General features: G+C 63.4%; 16 protein-coding genes. 14 read left to right on the top strand and 2 right to left on the bottom strand.

Annotated features, from left to right (window positions below):
* The first annotated feature begins 74 nt into the window (after positions 1 to 74).
* Together ACZ46K_RS10530 and ACZ46K_RS10525 are read left to right on the top strand one after the other, a co-directional pair.
* Positions 75 to 992, top strand: a complete 918-nt coding sequence (locus ACZ46K_RS10530) for an AraC family transcriptional regulator (RefSeq protein WP_054809491.1) — start codon at positions 75 to 77, stop codon at positions 990 to 992.
* Between the two features lie 326 nt (positions 993 to 1,318).
* Complete coding sequence (locus tag ACZ46K_RS10525; RefSeq protein ID WP_464748096.1) at positions 1,319 to 1,840, top strand: NADPH-dependent FMN reductase; 522 nt, start codon at positions 1,319 to 1,321, stop codon at positions 1,838 to 1,840.
* A 12-nt stretch (positions 1,841 to 1,852) separates the two neighbouring features.
* Here the strand turns inward: ACZ46K_RS10525 and ACZ46K_RS10520 are convergent, their stop codons facing one another.
* Positions 1,853 to 2,206, bottom strand: a complete 354-nt coding sequence (locus ACZ46K_RS10520) for a nuclear transport factor 2 family protein (RefSeq protein WP_464748094.1) — start codon at positions 2,204 to 2,206, stop codon at positions 1,853 to 1,855.
* Positions 2,207 to 2,395: 189 nt separating this feature from the next.
* Here ACZ46K_RS10520 and ACZ46K_RS10515 point away from each other — a divergent pair, with 189 nt between their 5' ends.
* Positions 2,396 to 3,202, top strand: a complete 807-nt coding sequence (locus ACZ46K_RS10515) for an alpha/beta fold hydrolase (RefSeq protein WP_464748092.1) — start codon at positions 2,396 to 2,398, stop codon at positions 3,200 to 3,202.
* Positions 3,203 to 3,231: 29 nt separating this feature from the next.
* Here ACZ46K_RS10515 and ACZ46K_RS10510 read toward each other — a convergent pair whose 3' ends face one another.
* On the bottom strand, positions 3,232 to 3,870 hold the full coding sequence (locus ACZ46K_RS10510) for an NAD(P)-dependent oxidoreductase (protein WP_464748090.1): 639 nt from the start codon (positions 3,868 to 3,870) through the stop codon (positions 3,232 to 3,234).
* A 349-nt stretch (positions 3,871 to 4,219) separates the two neighbouring features.
* Between ACZ46K_RS10510 and ACZ46K_RS10505 the strand changes: the two genes are divergently transcribed.
* The 11 genes from ACZ46K_RS10505 to ACZ46K_RS10455 all read left to right on the top strand — a co-directional run bounded on the left by ACZ46K_RS10505 (position 4,220) and on the right by ACZ46K_RS10455 (position 16,402).
* Positions 4,220 to 5,032, top strand: a complete 813-nt coding sequence (locus ACZ46K_RS10505) for a COX15/CtaA family protein (protein ID WP_464748088.1) — start codon at positions 4,220 to 4,222, stop codon at positions 5,030 to 5,032.
* A gap of 522 nt (positions 5,033 to 5,554) precedes the next feature.
* The gene (locus tag ACZ46K_RS10500) at positions 5,555 to 5,986 is read left to right on the top strand and encodes a lipopolysaccharide assembly protein LapA domain-containing protein (protein WP_054804760.1); all 432 of its coding nucleotides are present in this window, start codon (positions 5,555 to 5,557) and stop codon (positions 5,984 to 5,986) included.
* A gap of 607 nt (positions 5,987 to 6,593) precedes the next feature.
* Positions 6,594 to 7,346: an SDR family NAD(P)-dependent oxidoreductase gene (locus ACZ46K_RS10495; RefSeq protein ID WP_054804804.1), complete on the top strand. Its 753-nt coding sequence runs from the start codon at positions 6,594 to 6,596 to the stop codon at positions 7,344 to 7,346.
* Between the two features lie 116 nt (positions 7,347 to 7,462).
* Positions 7,463 to 8,503, top strand: coding sequence for an LLM class flavin-dependent oxidoreductase (locus ACZ46K_RS10490; RefSeq protein ID WP_464748085.1), 1,041 nt, complete (start codon positions 7,463 to 7,465; stop codon positions 8,501 to 8,503).
* Complete coding sequence (locus ACZ46K_RS10485) at positions 8,500 to 10,137, top strand: long-chain-fatty-acid--CoA ligase (RefSeq protein ID WP_464748083.1); 1,638 nt, start codon at positions 8,500 to 8,502, stop codon at positions 10,135 to 10,137. The genes ACZ46K_RS10490 and ACZ46K_RS10485 overlap by 4 nt, the downstream gene beginning before the upstream one ends.
* Before the next feature lie 69 nt (positions 10,138 to 10,206).
* On the top strand, positions 10,207 to 12,171 hold the full coding sequence (locus ACZ46K_RS10480; protein WP_464748081.1) for an LLM class flavin-dependent oxidoreductase: 1,965 nt from the start codon (positions 10,207 to 10,209) through the stop codon (positions 12,169 to 12,171).
* Positions 12,168 to 12,893 carry an SDR family NAD(P)-dependent oxidoreductase gene (locus tag ACZ46K_RS10475; protein WP_054806650.1) on the top strand — a complete coding sequence of 242 codons (726 nt, stop codon included), beginning with the start codon at positions 12,168 to 12,170 and terminating at the stop codon, positions 12,891 to 12,893. Before ACZ46K_RS10480 ends, ACZ46K_RS10475 begins: the two co-directional genes overlap by 4 nt.
* 142 nt (positions 12,894 to 13,035) lie before the next feature.
* Positions 13,036 to 13,455, top strand: coding sequence for a nuclear transport factor 2 family protein (locus ACZ46K_RS10470; RefSeq protein WP_054806649.1), 420 nt, complete (start codon positions 13,036 to 13,038; stop codon positions 13,453 to 13,455).
* Between the two features lie 42 nt (positions 13,456 to 13,497).
* Positions 13,498 to 14,595: an LLM class flavin-dependent oxidoreductase gene (locus tag ACZ46K_RS10465; RefSeq protein ID WP_464748079.1), complete on the top strand. Its 1,098-nt coding sequence runs from the start codon at positions 13,498 to 13,500 to the stop codon at positions 14,593 to 14,595.
* A 63-nt stretch (positions 14,596 to 14,658) separates the two neighbouring features.
* On the top strand, positions 14,659 to 15,153 hold the full coding sequence (locus tag ACZ46K_RS10460) for a flavin reductase family protein (RefSeq protein WP_054806648.1): 495 nt from the start codon (positions 14,659 to 14,661) through the stop codon (positions 15,151 to 15,153).
* A 4-nt stretch (positions 15,154 to 15,157) separates the two neighbouring features.
* Positions 15,158 to 16,402, top strand: coding sequence for a bifunctional 3,4-dihydroxy-2-butanone-4-phosphate synthase/GTP cyclohydrolase II (locus tag ACZ46K_RS10455; RefSeq protein WP_464748078.1), 1,245 nt, complete (start codon positions 15,158 to 15,160; stop codon positions 16,400 to 16,402).
* Positions 16,403 to 16,411 lie beyond the last annotated feature (9 nt).

Raw genomic sequence — 16,411 nt, 5'->3', positions numbered from 1 at the left:
TGATACAAGACTCGCACCCGAGGAGCGGACTGTGAATAATCAATAGTCCGTCTTTTTTGCTCTAGAGTACGGATATGGAACGCGGTGATCACCTGTCCGAAATCCTCGATTTCGTCGAGGTGCGCAGTGCGGTGTCCGGCGGGTCGGTGGTCGAGGGGCGCTGGCGCACGGCCAGCACGATCGATAACGACCTCAAGTTCATCGCCGTTGTCCATGGGAGCGCGCGCCTCCAAGTCGACGGGGTCCCGGAAGTCGTCGAGCTGGGCTCTGGGGACGTCGCGGTGCTCAATGGCAGGAGCTGGTTGAAGATCGAAGGCGGGCAGGGTGATGATGAACCTCGCGATGTCGAGCCACCCGATATCGCCGCGGCGTTGCCGAGCGAGCCTCTCGCCGGGGACGTCGACGCCTTGATCGGTGGTCGCATCGACTTCGACCCGGTCGGCCGCGAGTTCCTGCTCAGAACGCTTCCGCCGCTGCTACACGCGCGAGCAGAAGATGAGGCAGGGCGATTCCTGCACGGGCACGTGCGACGGATCTTCGATGAGCTCGTCGATCGTCGTCCCGGCGCTGAGTTCGCAGTTCGGCAGCATGCCCAGCTGCTCGTGCTCGAGATCATTCGCTGGCTGTCTGCAGATGCGGACCTGCCTGCGGGATGGCTCGCCGCGAGCACCGACGAGACGTTGCGCCCCGCCCTCACCGCCATGCACTCTCGTCCTGAGAGGGCATGGCGACTCGAGGAGCTTGCTCACATCGCTTCGATGTCCAGGACGACCTTCGCAGAGCGATTCCGCAAGGCAGCAGGCATCCCGCCACGCGCGTACCTGCACGACTGGCGGATGTTCGTCGCCCAGCGCGCGCTGCGTTCCAGCGACACCTCGGTCGAGACCCTGGCGCGCGCAGCGGGCTACCGATCGGCGAGCTCGTTCAGCACCGCGTTCAAGAAGCACGTGGGCGAATCACCGCTGAACTACCGGGCAACGATGAGCCGGTAGCGCAGGCCGTGTCCGAATGAGCAAGACGGGAGATCAGCTGTCCGTCTACTGCGACGCCCTCATCTCCCTTGACGTCAGTGCAGGATCAGGATTCCTCAGAGCCAGGCCCCATCATGCTCGAAACCTGTTCTCAGCTACTACCGAAGGGCGGAGCTCCGGCGCCGGGAGCGGGCAGAGCGGGAGCTGTTCCTGGCACTGTGACGACCGTGGACGCCTGCTGGACTGTATGTGCGAGCATCCGGCATGTTTTCGACACAAACCGGCGTGGAAACCTGCGTGCCACCGCAGGGAACGAGCGATGCAGCATCCGTGGGAGCATCGATCGTGTGAACCTACTGCTGGTATCCGGGAGCACGAGGGCGCACTCGACCAATGCTGCCGCCCTCGCGTCGGTCGCCGACTCGGCTCCACCCACAGCGACCACAACGATCTACCGAGGGTTGTCGGCACTTCCGGCATTCAACCCCGACGACGACCACGATCCACTCCCCGACGAAGTATCCACCCTCAGGCAACTCATCCGAGCCGCCGACGCAGTCCTGTTCTGCACACCCGAATACGCCGGCACCCTGCCCGGCAGCTTCAAGAACCTCCTGGACTGGACCGTCGGCGGCACCGACATGACCGACAAACCGGTGGCGTGGATCAACGTCGCCGCACCGGGTCGCGGGCACGGCGCCGTGAGCACCCTTGAAACCGTCCTCGGTTACGTTGGAGCACAACTGATCCCGACGGCATGCATCGCCGCACCGGTGGGGCGGGACGACGTCGACGACGACGGAGTCATCCGGAACGAGGAGATCTCACGGGCACTGGCGCAGATCTGGGTCGAGCTACGACGGCCGTGACGGTCGAAGACCTCACGCAGGCACCTTGTCGAGGAAGCCATGGACACTCCGAATGCGGCCGCTCTCGTCGCTGACGAGCACGTCGAATCCGATCACAACCGGTTCGGCGTGCGCGGGACCGAGGCCCCACTGGAATCGCGTCTGGCGATGGTGCGCGTCGGCTTCGCCGACGAGCGAGAACACATAGCTCGGGAACTGGGCCTGCACCGCTGCGATCGTGGCACTGATGTCGTCGCGGCCGGAAACATCGACCATCGGGTCGGTGTAGGTGGCGGCTTCGGACCAGTGATCGGCGAGTAGGCGTTCACGGGTCGCGTCATCGGTTGCGTTCCAGGTTTCGAGGTAGAGATCGACCGGAGTATGCACTGCAGGACCTTTCGTTTCGACGGCGCAGCGTTCGCGCTGCATTGGGTCCATCGTCGGCGACGGCCGCGAGGGAAGTCGATTATCTCGGAGGTAATCGATCCGCTCATTCCCCTGGTCGCGCGCACACCTGCGCGAAGCCCCGTTCGACGTACCAATTCTCGATACGCACATACTTGCTAGATTCGAAGGATGCTGAATTCTGCTCGTCACCTGAGTGTTCCGGGTTGCTTCCTCAGTTACCGCGATTCCGGTGGTGCCGAGCCCGCCGTGGTCTTCCTGCACGGTGCGGGGGCGGATCATGTGATGTTCATCGAGCAGGCAGAGGCCGTGCACACTGATGGCCGCAGAGTGGTGCTGCTGGACATGCGAGGCCATGGACAGTCCCGCCCCAGCAGTCTCGCGATCACGGCCGAGCAACTGATGGACGACGTCGAATCCCTCACCGCAGCGCTTGCGCTCGAGCGGCCCGTTCTTGTTGGTCATTCGTTGGGCGGCAACCTCGCCCAGGCGTTGATCAGGCGCTCCCCGCACGCGTATTCTGGCTTGGCCGTGTTGGATTCGACGTGGAACACCGGTCCGTTGAAATGGGTGGAGAAGCAGATGCTTCGTCTGGCCGCCCCCGGACTCGCCCTCATCCCGGCGGCAAAGTTCCCACGCATCATGGCCGCGGCCTCGGCAACAACCGAGGCCGCACGCCAGGACGCCGAGCGGGCATTCTCACAGGTGACGAAGCGCGATTTCCTGGAGATCTGGCGGGCGACGACGACGCTCGTCGACCCGGACCCCTCGTATCGGACGCCGGTGCCGCTCTGTCTGATTCGCGGAGCAGAAGACCGCACCGGGAACATCGCGTCCGCAATGCCCGCGTGGGCACGTCACGAAGGTGTGAGCGAACTGGTGGTGCCGGACGCCGGCCACCTCGTGAGTCAGGACGCGGCCGAAGCGGTGACCGCAGAGTTGATGCGATTCCTCGCGGCGAACTGGGCCACGAAATAACGTCCCACAGACGAGCACGCGTTCCGTAGTTATTTTCGTGGTCCGGCAACCCCGACCGCATGCTTGATCGTGCTCGCGTCGTCCAGAACATCGAGCATCGCCCGAGCGAGATCGGCACGGGCGATGCTGCCGGGAACGTTGGCATCGACAGCCGCGCGGTAACTACCGGTTCCGGGTTTGTCGGTGAGGTACGGGGGCCTCAGGATGGTCCAGTCGGATTCACTCCGTGTCAGCCGCGCCTCCATCTTTTCGAGGTCGGCGTAGACGTTTCGGAAGATCACCCGGACGAGCGGCCGAACGGTCAGCCGGGACCACACTGACTCTTCCGCGTCGAGAAAGACGGGTTGGGCGCTCAGCGCAACCACCCGGCGGACCCGGGTCGCCTCCATCGCGTCGAGAATGGCGCCGATCGCGGCCGAACAGATGTCGCTGGTGTCTTTGCGGCCGTGCGGGCCAAGCGCCGACAGTGCGGCATCGCGACCGTCGAGCGTCGACTCGAGGGAACTGCTGTCGAACACGTCGGCGACGACGGTGTCCAGCGCCGGATGGTCGATCGTCAACCGAGAGGGGTCGCGAACAACGGCAGTGACATGGTGCCCGGCATCCAAAGCCTGCCCGACGAGGAGACGCCCGGTGCCGCCGGTCGCGCCGAAGATGGTCAGTTTCATGCGATCTCCTGTTTCAGTCGACTGTGATCCGGACAGGTCGGCATCTCACCTTCCACGTATGCGACTTTCAGTCTGCGCAACCGCTGTCGAATAATCCAACCGATCCGATTGATCGCTACGATCGAAAATTGCGATGGAGCCGTCGGCCGAATGCGGCGGCGGGCTGAACGATAACAACGCGCCCCGGTTAATGTTCCGAGCATGGACACCCGGACTTCCCCGAGACCCGCAACCCCGCTGGCGTGGTTGGCGCAGCGATATACGCTGTCTCCCCGTTCGCTTCGGTGGGCGAGTACTGCTGCCCTGGTCATGAGCCTTTTGGTTGTTCTCGGAGGGCGGAATTGTCCGGGTGACGGGATCGGGACTGGGATGCCCGGACTGGCCGACCTGCGCAGGTGGTTCGGTTGCACCCACCGCTGAGATGGGCATCCACGGCGTAATCGAGTTCACCAACCGGATGCTGACATGGGTGCTCACCGCTGCAGTCGGATGGGTCATTATCGCTGCACGTCTACAGCGACACTCCGATCCACGTGTTGTCAGGTGGGCGTGGGGTCAGTTCTGGCTTGTTGTTCTCAACGCTGTCGTCGGAGGCGTCAGCGTCCTCACGGATCTGAACCCGTACATCGTTGCGGCGCATTTCCTGGCCGCGGTACTTCTCCTCACCGCAACTGCCGTTACTCGCGACTTGGTCCACAATGTCGCCCTTGATTCTCCACGGCCAGTGACGAACTCGCGTCTATCTCACCTGGTGAAGGTGTTCGCCGCTGCCAATGCCGCGCTTCTGGTGCTGGGAACGGTAGTCACCGGGTCGGGCCCACATGCAGGCGACTCGAGCGATGTGTACCGGATGCCGGTCAGCTGGGTCGGCATAACAGTCGTTCACGCGCTCGTGGCAGGTTTCGCCCTCATGTCGGCGCTGCTGTTGTACCGCGCGCTGGGTGCGGAAAAGCTTGGAAGAGAACGGAAGATGATTGCGGCCTACATTGTGGTTTTCATTGGGCAAGGACTGATCGGCTCAGTTCAGAGCCTCACCAACCTTCCTGAGCTGCTTGTGGTGTTACATGTGTTCGGCAGTGCTCTTGTGTGGGTCGGTGCTGTACGCGTCATTCACGCGATCAACACCACATGCAAAGCAAGGACGGCCGTCGTGGTCGCGTGACTCTCACGTACCCGGCACGCGAGGCCAGTGGTGCCATTCCCTTGTTCACGTGACGCCTACATCGTCGTTACGGTCATGGATGCAGAGCGACAGTCAGCGCTTTCATGAGTCGGTCTGTTTCACACGAAGTTCGAGTCGGCGAACTCGCCCTCGCAGCGTGCCGAGCAGAAGATACTCGCGTCGGGATCGAGTGGTGTCTCGCAATAGCGGCAACATGGCCCTGCGCGGAACATCGAGAGTGCCCCCCAGAGAGTCGTGAGGAGTACGAGGATGTCGAGGTCGGTCACAGCAATTGATCGCCTCGCGCCCGCCGGCCGTTACCGCAGGCCGTCTCTGTCGGATAGCGTGGGCCTCGCACGCCAATGCACCCGGCGCCACTGTAAGCGTGCGGCCTGCGCGGAAGGTGGATTCGCGATCTGCTGCGTGTGATGGGGATGCTTGCCGATCCCTACACGGAGGACATCGAGTTCGGCCGAATCGGGAGTGGAATAGTCGGAACGAAGTGTGGGTACCCCCTTACACATGTCAACCACCTCGAGAGGCTCGGACTCAGACGATCCGAACCCTGACGTCTCACCATCACCACGGCACAGCAGCGGCCCCGTCCCCTCATCGGGCAAGACGCCCGATCCGGACGCGCGCAGCGACCTGCATCACGATGTCGCCCGAGGTAAAGGCATCAAGGGCACCCGCACCGGCGCACTCTGGGCCGCGCTGATCGCCGGGGTGGTCATCCTGCTGTTGCTCTTGGTGTTCATCCTGCAGAACCTCGACAGCATCACTCTCGAACTGTTCGGGTGGGACTTCTCGCTGCCGCTGGGAGTGGCGCTGCTGTTCGCTGCGATCGGCGGAGCCGCAATCGTCGGCATCGCCGGTGGCCTTCGGATCCTGCAGCTCCGTCACGCCGCCAACAGACAACGCGGACTGAGCACCAATCCACGCGGTCGAACGTAAGAATCTCACGCGTGCCGCTGAAGCTCCGGCAACGGACTCTCCGAAAACGGCGGGTTGTACTCATCCCCCGTTTCATCCTTCCTCGACAGGAAAAACCCTCAGCTCGGCGATAGCCTTCGAGTTCGACCCGGTTTCCCCGACATCCGGGTCGAACGACGACGCTCCTACCAATGAGTTCTCTCATCGTCGGTTTCATCCTGGGGCCTCCCTGTCCCCCAGGACACGTTCGAAGTAATGACGAGCTCTGATCGCCACCTGACTCCCGCCATCCACCGCACCGAATCCGCACCAACAGGCATCGTGCGCTCGACGGTGATCTCGGCGCAACCACGAATGTGCTCACGCACTGCGGTCAGCGCCGGACAACGGTTCGTGGATCTCGGTGATCCCCTGACGTCGTTTGTACTCTCCTCCAACCACTGATACGAAGCGTGTTCCGAGGACCGCACCGACTTCGTATCGTGTGCACCACGCAGGATGTGGACCGGCCGCCACCGACGCGGCGGAGATACCGGAACACCGCGTGCCCAACAGATTCCGTCTCGCGAGGAGCCCTTGTCTCGGCTCCGATCCCACCCGCACATCCCCCGTGAGAAATGAGAACTCGATGTCGTTGAACGGAAAGATCGCAATTGTCACCGGTGCTGCACAAGGCATCGGCGAGGCCACAGCGCAGAGGCTCGCCTCAGAAGGTGCCACCGTAATCGCCGCGGACATCCAGGACGCAGCCGGCACCGTCAACTCGATCCTCGAGATGGGAGGTAAAGCCGAGGCTCATCACCTGGATGTGCGGCTGAAGAGCAACTGGGCCGAGACCGTGCACGAGGTCATCGGGCGGCACGGCCGTATCGACCTGCTCGCCAACGTGGCCGGCGTAGTGAACATGATCAGTGAGGACAGCGTCGTCGGCCTCACGGAAGAGGCCTGGGAACATGTCATCGGCACCGATCTCAAAGGCGTCTGGCTGGGCATGCAAGCGGTGATCCCGAACATGATCGAGCGTGGTGGCGGCCGAATCGTGAACATCGCGTCGATGGCGGCTCTGCGTGGTCTACCCAATCTGGCTTCCTACTCCGCGGCGAAGGGTGGAGTGGTCTCGCTGACGAAGCAGGCCGCGTACGAGTACGGAGAGAAGAATATCCTGATCAACGCCATCTGCCCCGGCACGATCGACACCCCGATCCTCGCCGACATCACCGACGAGATGAAGCAGGCCAACGCGAACGCCCACATCGTGCGGCGCCTGGGCGAACCTCTGGAGATCGCATCGATGGTCGCGTACCTCATGCGTGAGGGCAGCTTCCTCACGGGAGAGATCTACCCGGTCGATGGCGGCTGGGCGGCGAAGGGCAACTTCTGACGACGATTGGACCCGCCGACAAACGTGCCCGCCCCGACCCCTTCACCGGCCGAGGCGGGCACGACATTGTGTGATCCACGGCATAACCGATGCGATCGAGATCGAGGAGATACACCGTGGACGATCAACACTGCACCTTCGGACTGTGGTACGACTTTCGCAACCCGGCTCGATGGCCACGCACCTTCACCGACTTCTATCGGCAGAGTCTCGAACAGATCCGCTGGGCGGAAAGTTGTGGGATCGAGTCGGTGTGGCTGACCGAACACCACTTCATGGAGGACGGGTACACCCCGTCGCCGTTCGTGCTGGCCGCCGCGATCGGTGCCCGCACCGAATCGCTCCGAATAGGCACCAACCTCATCGTGTCTCCACTGCACAACCCGATCCGGCTCGCCGAGGACGCCGCGACACTCTCGTTGCTCACCAATGGCAGATTCGATCTTGGTGTGGGGCAAGGCTATTGGAGACCCGAATTCGAGGCTTTCGGCCGCTCCCTCCGCAACCGGCCCAGCCTCCTCGAAGAGGGCATCGAACTGATCCGTCGAGCATGGTCGACAGAACCCACCGAGTTCCACGGCAAACGATACGATTTCCCCGCTCTTCCGGTCACTCCACAACCCGAGTCCGTCCCGCGCCTTCTGGTAGGCGCGATGGCCGAACCCGCCATCGAGCGGGCCGCGCGAATTGCCGACGGCTACCTCAGCACGCAGAATGCCCATCACAGCATGTATCTCGATGCGCTCGAGCGAGTCGGCCGGTCGCGGGAAGATGGACGAATCTATGCAGGTCAATGGGCAGTGGTGGCCGACGACCCCGAACGTGAATGGGCACGGATCGGGCAACACGCCCTGTACCAGATCAACGGATACATCGAGATGGGCGCCTTCGGCCCGTCTGAGTCCGTCCCCACGTTTGCGACACCACAGGATCTCCTCGACGGTGGAGCGTTCACCCTGTGGGATGTCGACACCGCGGTCACCGAACTCACGACCTTGCTGGCTTCGCGCCCCCAGATCAAAGACGTGCATTTCTGGGCGCAATTGCCCGGCGAACCCGTCGACAGCGGCTCGGCCCGCATCGAACTGCTCACCTCGAAAGTGATCCCACAGGTCCGCGCCGCAATTGCTGCCACCCGACAGGAGGTTTCCGCATGACCTCGGAGTCTGCTACCGGTATCACCAACCCGCTCATCATCACAGACTTCCTGTACAGGGCACGAGATCTGTTCTCCGACAAGCTGGTAACTCAATACCAAGACGGCGAGAAGGCTTCCGAGTACACATACGGCGAATACGCCGACAGGGTGTTACGACTCGCAGCGGCATTGGTAGATCTCGGTGTCCGCCCAGGAGACCGCATCGCAACCCTCGCGTGGAACCACCACCGTCACCTCGAGCTGTACATGGCAGTGCCGTTGGCGGGCGCGGTATTGCACACCGTCAATCTGCGGCTCGAACCCGACGAGATCGCATACATCGTCGACCACGCCGACGATCGAATCGTCTTCGCCGACACATCGCTGCTTCCATTGCTCGACACGGCGCGTGCGCGGCGGCCCCACATGCCGGTCATCACCACCGACGGCGAAGATCCCTCTCTGCCCTTCCAGGACGCGCTGATCGCCGCCGCCCAACCACTCGCCGAAGCTGTGGCTCGCGACGAGAACGATCTCGCCGCTTTGTGTTACACCTCCGGCACAACCAGCTCACCGAAAGGGGTCGGGTATTCGCACCGGGCCCTGTATCTGCATACCTTCACAGCATGCCTCGTCGACGGGCACGCAATCGGTGAACGCGACACCGTCTGCCACGTAGTGCCGATGTTCCACGCCAATGCTTGGGGTATTCCGTTCGCCGCGCTGATGACCGGCGCCAACCAAGTACTTCCCGGACCTCATCCGAAAGTGCCGCATATCGCGGCAATCCTGGAGAACGAGCAGGTCACGTACACCGGCATGGTCCCGACGGTCGCGGTCGATCTGGTCCGTCACGCCCTCACCTCGGGCATCGACCTGACATGTCTGCGCGCACTCGTCCTCGGCGGTTCGACTCCGACTGCCGAGCTGATCCGCAGCATCGAAGAAGACCTCGGGGTTCCCGCGTACCAGGGGTGGGGTATGACGGAGTTGTCCCCGATGGGAACCTTTGCGCGCCCCCCGCGTTCGGCCGACGGCAATCCTCAGCAGCGATACGACTACATCCGACGGCAAGGCCGCCTACTGCCCGGCCTGCAGTGGAAGTTGATCGACGACGCCGGTGCGGTGGTTCCACACAACGGCGTGGACAGGGGGGAACTGCTCATGCGCGGCCCATGGGTTGCCGAACGTTACTTCCGCGACGAGCACCCCGAGGCATTCGTCGACGGCTGGCTGCGCACCGGCGACATCGCCACCATCGATGCCAGGGGTTACCTGACCATTGTCGATCGAGCGAAAGACCTGATCAAGAGCGGTGGTGAATGGATCAGCTCGCTCGCGCTCGAACAGGCCCTGGTGACGATTCCCCACGTCTCGGAGGCGGCAGTGGTCGCGATTCCGCACGAACGCTGGCAGGAACGTCCCTTGGCTTTCGTGGCTGCCGAGCCCGGGCACGCTCTCGATCCTGCCGGTGTGCTGGACGCTCTGGCCGAGATCGTCCCGCGGTGGTGGCTACCCGAACGCATCGAGATCGTCGAGTCCCTGCCGCGCACCAGTGTGGGCAAACTCGACAAGAAACACCTGCGCAGCGCGGCCAGAGAGCACCTGTTTGTGGATTCCCACAACGGGTCGGCCGCGGACTCCCTCGCGTGATGCGTCGGCCACATTAGCGTCGGTCTCACCGGCCCCGAAGGGGTATCCGTCATCACGAGGAGGAATGCCGTGAAGTTCGGGATCTTCTACGTCCTCGAATGCCCCGACCACGATTTCACACGGGCCTATCGGGAGATGCTCGAACAGATCTCCTACGCAGAAAAACTCGGCTTCGACGAAGTATGGCTGGCCGAGCACCACGGTTCCGACTACGGGTCGATGCCCTCACCGCAGGTCGCCGCCGCTGCAATCGCCGAGCGCACCGAACGAATGCGTATCGGCATCGCGGTGAGCAACTTGACCTTCGACTGGCCTGTGCGCATCGCGGAGGACTACGCGATGGTCGACGTCCTCTCCGGTGGGCGCCTCGACTTCGGTGTGGGCCGCGGCTACCAACCCCAGGAGTTCCGCAACATGGGTGTCGGCAACATACAAGGTGAGAGCCGAGAAGTATTCGTCGAAGCCCTCGAGATCATACGAGGGCTGTGGAGCAAGCCCGTGGGCGAACCGTTCTCCTTTCACGGCCGGCACTTCGACATCGACAAGGTCGACTGCCGACCCACCCCGGTACAGCGTCCGACCCCGCCGATCTACATCGCCTCGATCAGTCCCGAGACCCTCGATCTGGCCGCCGACCAGGGTTACAACATGTTGGTCACTCCCACATTGATGACGATGCCCGAACTGAACTCCTTCGTCGTCGGCGCGAAGCGACGATTGCGCGATCACGGTCGCGACATCCTCGACCTCGATTTCCCGATGAACTGGCAGATCCACCTCGCAGACAACGAGGAAACCGCCGTCGAGAACGCGCGTGAGGCGCTGACCTGGTATTTCGATGCCGCTCTGGCGGCGGTTCCACAGGGAGCCGGGGTGCCGCCGACCTATGAACGGTACGCCGAGTTGGTTACCGCGACCGAAGAAGCAGGCGGAATGACCGTCGAGGGCCTGCGAGATGGCGGCGTCGTCTATGTAGGAGACCCGGAGGGATTGATCCGGCAGATCGACACGCTGCACGACGAGACCGGCCTCCAGCATCTGATCTGCTGGATGCGTTTCGGTGGGCTCGAGCACGAGAAGGTCATGCGGTCGCTCGAACTGTTCGCCGAGCACATCATCCCCCGGTTCCGGGACCGTGAACCCGTGATTCCCCGCGCGCTCCGCGAGACCCCGACTTCCACTGCTTCTACCCATCCGTTCGATTCCACTTCCCCATTCATCAAGGAGGACACAATGGGATTCTTGCCCGTCGAGAACGACCGCAGCATCTACTTCGAACACCACCGGGGCGAGGGCCGGCCGATCGTCCTGATCCATGGCTGGGGTGCCACCACCCGCGCCTGGGACACAACGCTTCCAGCGCTGCGCGCCAACGGAAACGAAGTTGTCACCGTCGATCTGCGGTGCTGTGGCCGCTCCGACAAGGACTTCGACGACGTCTCGATTGTCACGTTGGCCTCCGACATCGTCCGGCTCGTCGACCACCTCGGCCTCGAACAACCGGTGATCAACGGCTGGTCGCTCGGCGGCGCCGTCGCCACCGTGGCGGCCGCGCAGCTCGGCGACCGCGCCTCGGCGCTGATACTGACCGGCGGCGCATCCCCGCGCTACACCGCAACCGACGACTGGCCGCACGGTGGATCAGTGGCCGACGTAGAGGGCGTGCTGGCCTCGGCTGCAGCCAACCGCGCGGAGACCTTCCGTGGGGTGGCTGCTGCAGTGTGCGCCGAGGACCCCGGCGAGGCCGTACTCGATTCGATCTGGGACATGTTCATGGCGATGGGGCCGCGCGGTGACGATTCGCTGCGCGATCTGGCCACGGTGGATCTACGCAAGGAGATCACGACACTCGAGATCCCCATCTTGCTGCTGCACGGTCGTGCCGACGCTTTCGTCCCGTTCTCGGCCGCCGAAGCCGTACTGGTCCTCAACCACCGTGCCGAGGTCGTCGAGTTCCCGTCCAGCGGCCACGCACCCTTCCTCGAGGAGCGCGATCGCTACCTCGCCGAGCTGACAGGATTCCTGAACCGATGAGCGAATCCAAGACCTGGCTGGTCACCGGCGGTTCTCGCGGAATCGGGCGCGCTGTGGTCGAGAACGCGACCGCACGCGGCGACCGGGTCGCAGTCTTCGCACGCAAGCCCGCCACCGAGCAGTGGACACACCCCGAGCGGGTTGTGGAGATCCCCACCGATATCAGTGATGCGTCCTCCCTGGGACTCGGGGTGGACACGGTGTTCGAGACGTTCGGCTCGCTCGACGTGGTTGTCAACGCTGCCGGCGTGCATCGCGGCGGCCGGATCGGTGACGTCTCGCGCACACACTGGGACGAGGTGCTCGCTACCAATCTCACCGGCGCATTCGAACTCGCTCGCACGGTGGTCCCACGACTGAAGGAAGGCGCGTCGATCGTCAATGTCGGTGCCGTCGTGGGATTTCGGGGGTTTCCCGGAGATGTCGCGTACGGCGCGGCGAAGGCCGGACTCAACGGACTCACCCAGGTGTTGGCCGTCGAGTTGGCCCCGCGGGGGATCCGCGTGAATTTGGTGATCCCCGGGGTCGTGGATACCGACATGACCTCCGCGTTGGCCGGACGCGCACGCGACCGGCTGATCGCGGCGATTCCGATGGGTCGCACGGGCCTTGCCGAAGAGATTGCGCAGGTCATTGCCGGTGTCGCTGATTCGACCTATATGACCGGCAGCATTGTTGCCACCGACGGCGGGCTGATGAGTTCCTTCAGTTCCCGCTCCTGACCTCCACATTATTGTAGCGGCCTACAACGATCCGAAAGATGGCGTGATCCGCACCACAGCAGCGCGACTACGCTCGACATCAGCAGATCGGAAGTTATTCCTACGCTGCATGTTTCGCCGTACCCCTCCCGAAGGAGCTCACATGGACAACGTCGCGAGCGCCGGAAGTCTCGAAGCCGCCAACAAGAAGCTCATCGCCGAATTCATGGAGGTCTTCTCCACCGGCAATGTCGAATCCATCCTCGGTTACCTCGCACCCACCGCCACCTGGTGGGTTGCCGGCACCATCGAGGGGATCTCCGGAACCAAGGACAAACAGGAGTTCCGCGAGATGCTCTCCGGTCTGTCCGCCAACACCAAGTCCGGCGCAATCGCACTGACGCCGCTTGCATGGACCGCCGAAGGCGACCGTGTCGCCGTGGAAACCGAATCGTATTCGGAGATGAACAACGGCCGCGTCTACAACAACCTCTACCATTTCGTCTTCGAGGTCCGAGATGGACTCATCCAGTCCGTCAAGGAGTTCCTCGACACCGAACACACACGGGCCGTGTTCCTCTGATTCTCTCTTCCCATTCACCCACTTACGCAAGGAGATACATCCATGGACGTCGGAATGCTGCTCGTGTTCCAGAACTACCACGAGAACGTCAGCGATCAGGAAGTATTCACCCGTGAGCTCGAGATGGGCGTCGCGGCAGAGAAGTACGGTTTCAATGCAGTCTGGTCCGCCGAACACCACTTCGACGACTACTCGATGTGCCCGGACAACATGCAGATCATGTCGTACCTCGCAGCACGCACCTCGACCGTCAAGCTCGGCACCGGCGCGGTGATTCTACCGTGGAACAACCCCGTCCGCGTTGTCGAGAAGATGACGATGCTCGACATGATGTCGGGCGGCCGCGCCCTCTACGGCATGGGTCGCGGCCTGGCCAAGATGGAATACGATGCATTCGGCATTCCGATGGATGAAGCCCGCGGACGCTTCATCGAAGGCGCCGAGATCACCATCGAAGGCCTGCGTACAGGTGTCGTCGACAACCCAGACGGGGAGTTCTACCCGCAGTCGCGCGTCGACATCCGCCCTGCGCCGAATCCGGCGTACGAGTGGGGACGCGACCGCCTGTTCGGTGCCGCGATGTCGCCCGACTCCGTACCGGTCATCGCCGACCTCGGAGTTCGCATGATGACCTTCATGCAGTTCGAGTTCGACAAGCATGTCGAGACGATCAACCGGTGGCGCGATCTATACCGTGAGCGCTGGGGCACCGAGCCGCTGCCGCCGGTCATCCAGGACTTCGTGGTCTGCCACGAGGACGAGGAGGAAGCGCGCCGGCTCGCCTACGAGCACACTGCACGCTATTTCCTGTCGGTCATCAAGCACTACGACTTCGCCGGCGAGCACTGGCGGAACACGAAGGGCTACGAGACGTACCAGGTGGGCGCAGACATGATCCGGGAAGCGGGCATGGAAGCCGCAGCCGACGCCTACGTCGAGGCCAACGTCTACGGCACGCCCGAACAGATCGTCGAGAAGTACGCCGCCCGACATGACAAGGTCGGCGATTTCTTCGCCAACGCCGCATTCGCGTTCGGTGGCATGCCGATCGACCAGGCCGAGAAGGCACTGAAGCTCTACGGCGAGAAGGTCGTCCCCGAGCTTCAGAAGATGAAGGCACCGGTTCCGGCCGGCGCCTGACACCAGCTGGGCGGTGCCCGGACACATACCGGGCACCGCCTCCCCATCCCGTCGGAGGACAGAATGACTTCCACTGCCACCCAAGACTTCACCGCTGAGTTTCGTGATGTGATGGCCAGTGTGTGCACCCCGGTGACCGTGGTGACCGCGCTTGACGGTGCCCGCCCGCACGGCACCACCGTGAGCGCCTTCGCGTCGCTGTCGGTGAGCCCTCCGATGGTCCTGGTCGCCCTCGATCGCGGCTCCGACCTGCTCGCCGTAGTGCGTGAGTACGGCAGGTTCGGAATCAACGTCCTCGGCCGCAGCCACAGCGACCTGGCCCTGACCTTCGCCCGAAAGGGCACCGACAAGTTCGACGGCACAGGATGGACGTTGTCCGAAGGTGTTCCCCGCATCGACGGCGTACCCGGATGGGTCGCCTGCAGTGTCGCCGAGCTGGTCGACGGCGGTGACCACGTCGTAGTTCTCGGGAACGTCGAGCACGCCGATCGGACAGACCACCCGCCGCTGACCTATCACCGACGCACATTCGGCACCCACCGCGCAGAACAGGAGTAGCGCCATGCCACGGACCCCCGCCCAGGAAGTCGAACTTGCGGTCGAAGCCCTCGCAGCCGGCGGCATCGTCGTTGTCGTGGACGACGCCGACCGTGAGAACGAAGGCGACCTCGTTGCTGCCGCCTCGACCGTGACCACCGAGCAGATGGCGTTCATTGTTCGGCACACCACCGGCATCATCTGTGCACCGATGACAGGTCGTCGCGCCGACGCACTCGGCCTACCGCTCATGGTCGAACACAACACAGACGCGCACGGCACCGCCTTCACCGTCACCGTCGATCACATGTCCACCGGTACCGGTGTCAGCGCCGAAGACCGGGCTGCGACGGTTCGCGCCCTCGCATCCGAGACGACGGTGCCCGCCGACCTGCGACGGCCAGGCCATATCTTTCCGCTGCGTGCCCGAGAGGGTGGTGTCCTGGCTCGTGCAGGCCATACCGAGGCGACTGTCGACCTGCTTCGGCTCGCCGGGGTCGGTGACGTGGGGGTGATCGGCGAGATCCTCGCCGAGGACGGGTCGATGCGCCGCGGTGCCGATCTGGTCGAATTCGCCCGTGAGCACAGTCTGCCGATGCTGCGCATCGCCGACCTGGTGCGGTATCGCACCGCGACCGAACCCTTCGTGGAACTCGTCGCCGAATCGACCATGCCCACCGAATTCGGTCAGTTTCGGGCGGTGGCTTTCCGTTCGATCCTCGACGGGACCGAGCATCTCGCACTGGTGATGGGTGACGTGGCAGCCGCTGGGCGCACGCAGGACGGTGTGCTGGTTCGGGTACACAGTGAATGCCTCACCGGTGACATCCTCGGATCCCTGCGCTGCGACTGCGGCGCCCAACTCGAACGAGCGCTCGCCGAGATCGCCCGCGAAGGATGCGGAGTGCTGGTGTACCTGCGGGGCCATGAAGGGCGCGGAATTGGACTCGCCCACAAAATCCGCGCCTATTCACTGCAGGAGCAGGGGCTCGACACTGTCGATGCCAACCGCGCGTTGGGTCTGCCCGACGACTCGCGGAGCTACGGAGTAGGTGCTCGCATCCTTGCCGACCTCGGCGTCCGTCGGATGCGGCTGATCACCAACAATCCGAGCAAACTCGGTGGGCTGGAAGGCTATTCAATCGAGATTGTGAGCAGAGTGTCGCTCCCCACCGTTATCACCACGCACAACGTGCGGTATCTACGCACGAAGCAGGCAAGAATGGGCCACGAACTCGACACCGAGATCCGTGATGTGATCGCCACCTAGCATGGCGGT

This window comes from Rhodococcus sp. JCM 9793 (genome assembly GCF_055380405.1).
Note: the sequence above shows the minus strand (reverse complement) of the source record. Positions and strands in the feature narration are given on the sequence as shown.

Excerpts from the sequence above, each read along its gene's own strand:
- ACZ46K_RS10510 (WP_464748090.1), bottom strand. The coding sequence starts at position 3,870 with ATGAAACTGACCATCTTCGGCGCGACCGGCGGCACCGGGCGTCTCCTC.
- ACZ46K_RS10500 (WP_054804760.1), top strand. The coding sequence starts at position 5,555 with ATGTCAACCACCTCGAGAGGCTCGGACTCAGACGATCCGAACCCTGAC.
- ACZ46K_RS10470 (WP_054806649.1), top strand. The coding sequence starts at position 13,036 with ATGGACAACGTCGCGAGCGCCGGAAGTCTCGAAGCCGCCAACAAGAAG.
- ACZ46K_RS10530 (WP_054809491.1), top strand. The coding sequence starts at position 75 with ATGGAACGCGGTGATCACCTGTCCGAAATCCTCGATTTCGTCGAGGTG.
- ACZ46K_RS10475 (WP_054806650.1), top strand. The coding sequence starts at position 12,168 with ATGAGCGAATCCAAGACCTGGCTGGTCACCGGCGGTTCTCGCGGAATC.
- ACZ46K_RS10515 (WP_464748092.1), top strand. The coding sequence starts at position 2,396 with ATGCTGAATTCTGCTCGTCACCTGAGTGTTCCGGGTTGCTTCCTCAGT.
- ACZ46K_RS10495 (WP_054804804.1), top strand. The coding sequence starts at position 6,594 with ATGTCGTTGAACGGAAAGATCGCAATTGTCACCGGTGCTGCACAAGGC.
- ACZ46K_RS10485 (WP_464748083.1), top strand. The coding sequence starts at position 8,500 with ATGACCTCGGAGTCTGCTACCGGTATCACCAACCCGCTCATCATCACA.
- ACZ46K_RS10460 (WP_054806648.1), top strand. The coding sequence starts at position 14,659 with ATGACTTCCACTGCCACCCAAGACTTCACCGCTGAGTTTCGTGATGTG.
- ACZ46K_RS10455 (WP_464748078.1), top strand. The coding sequence starts at position 15,158 with ATGCCACGGACCCCCGCCCAGGAAGTCGAACTTGCGGTCGAAGCCCTC.
- ACZ46K_RS10465 (WP_464748079.1), top strand. The coding sequence starts at position 13,498 with ATGGACGTCGGAATGCTGCTCGTGTTCCAGAACTACCACGAGAACGTC.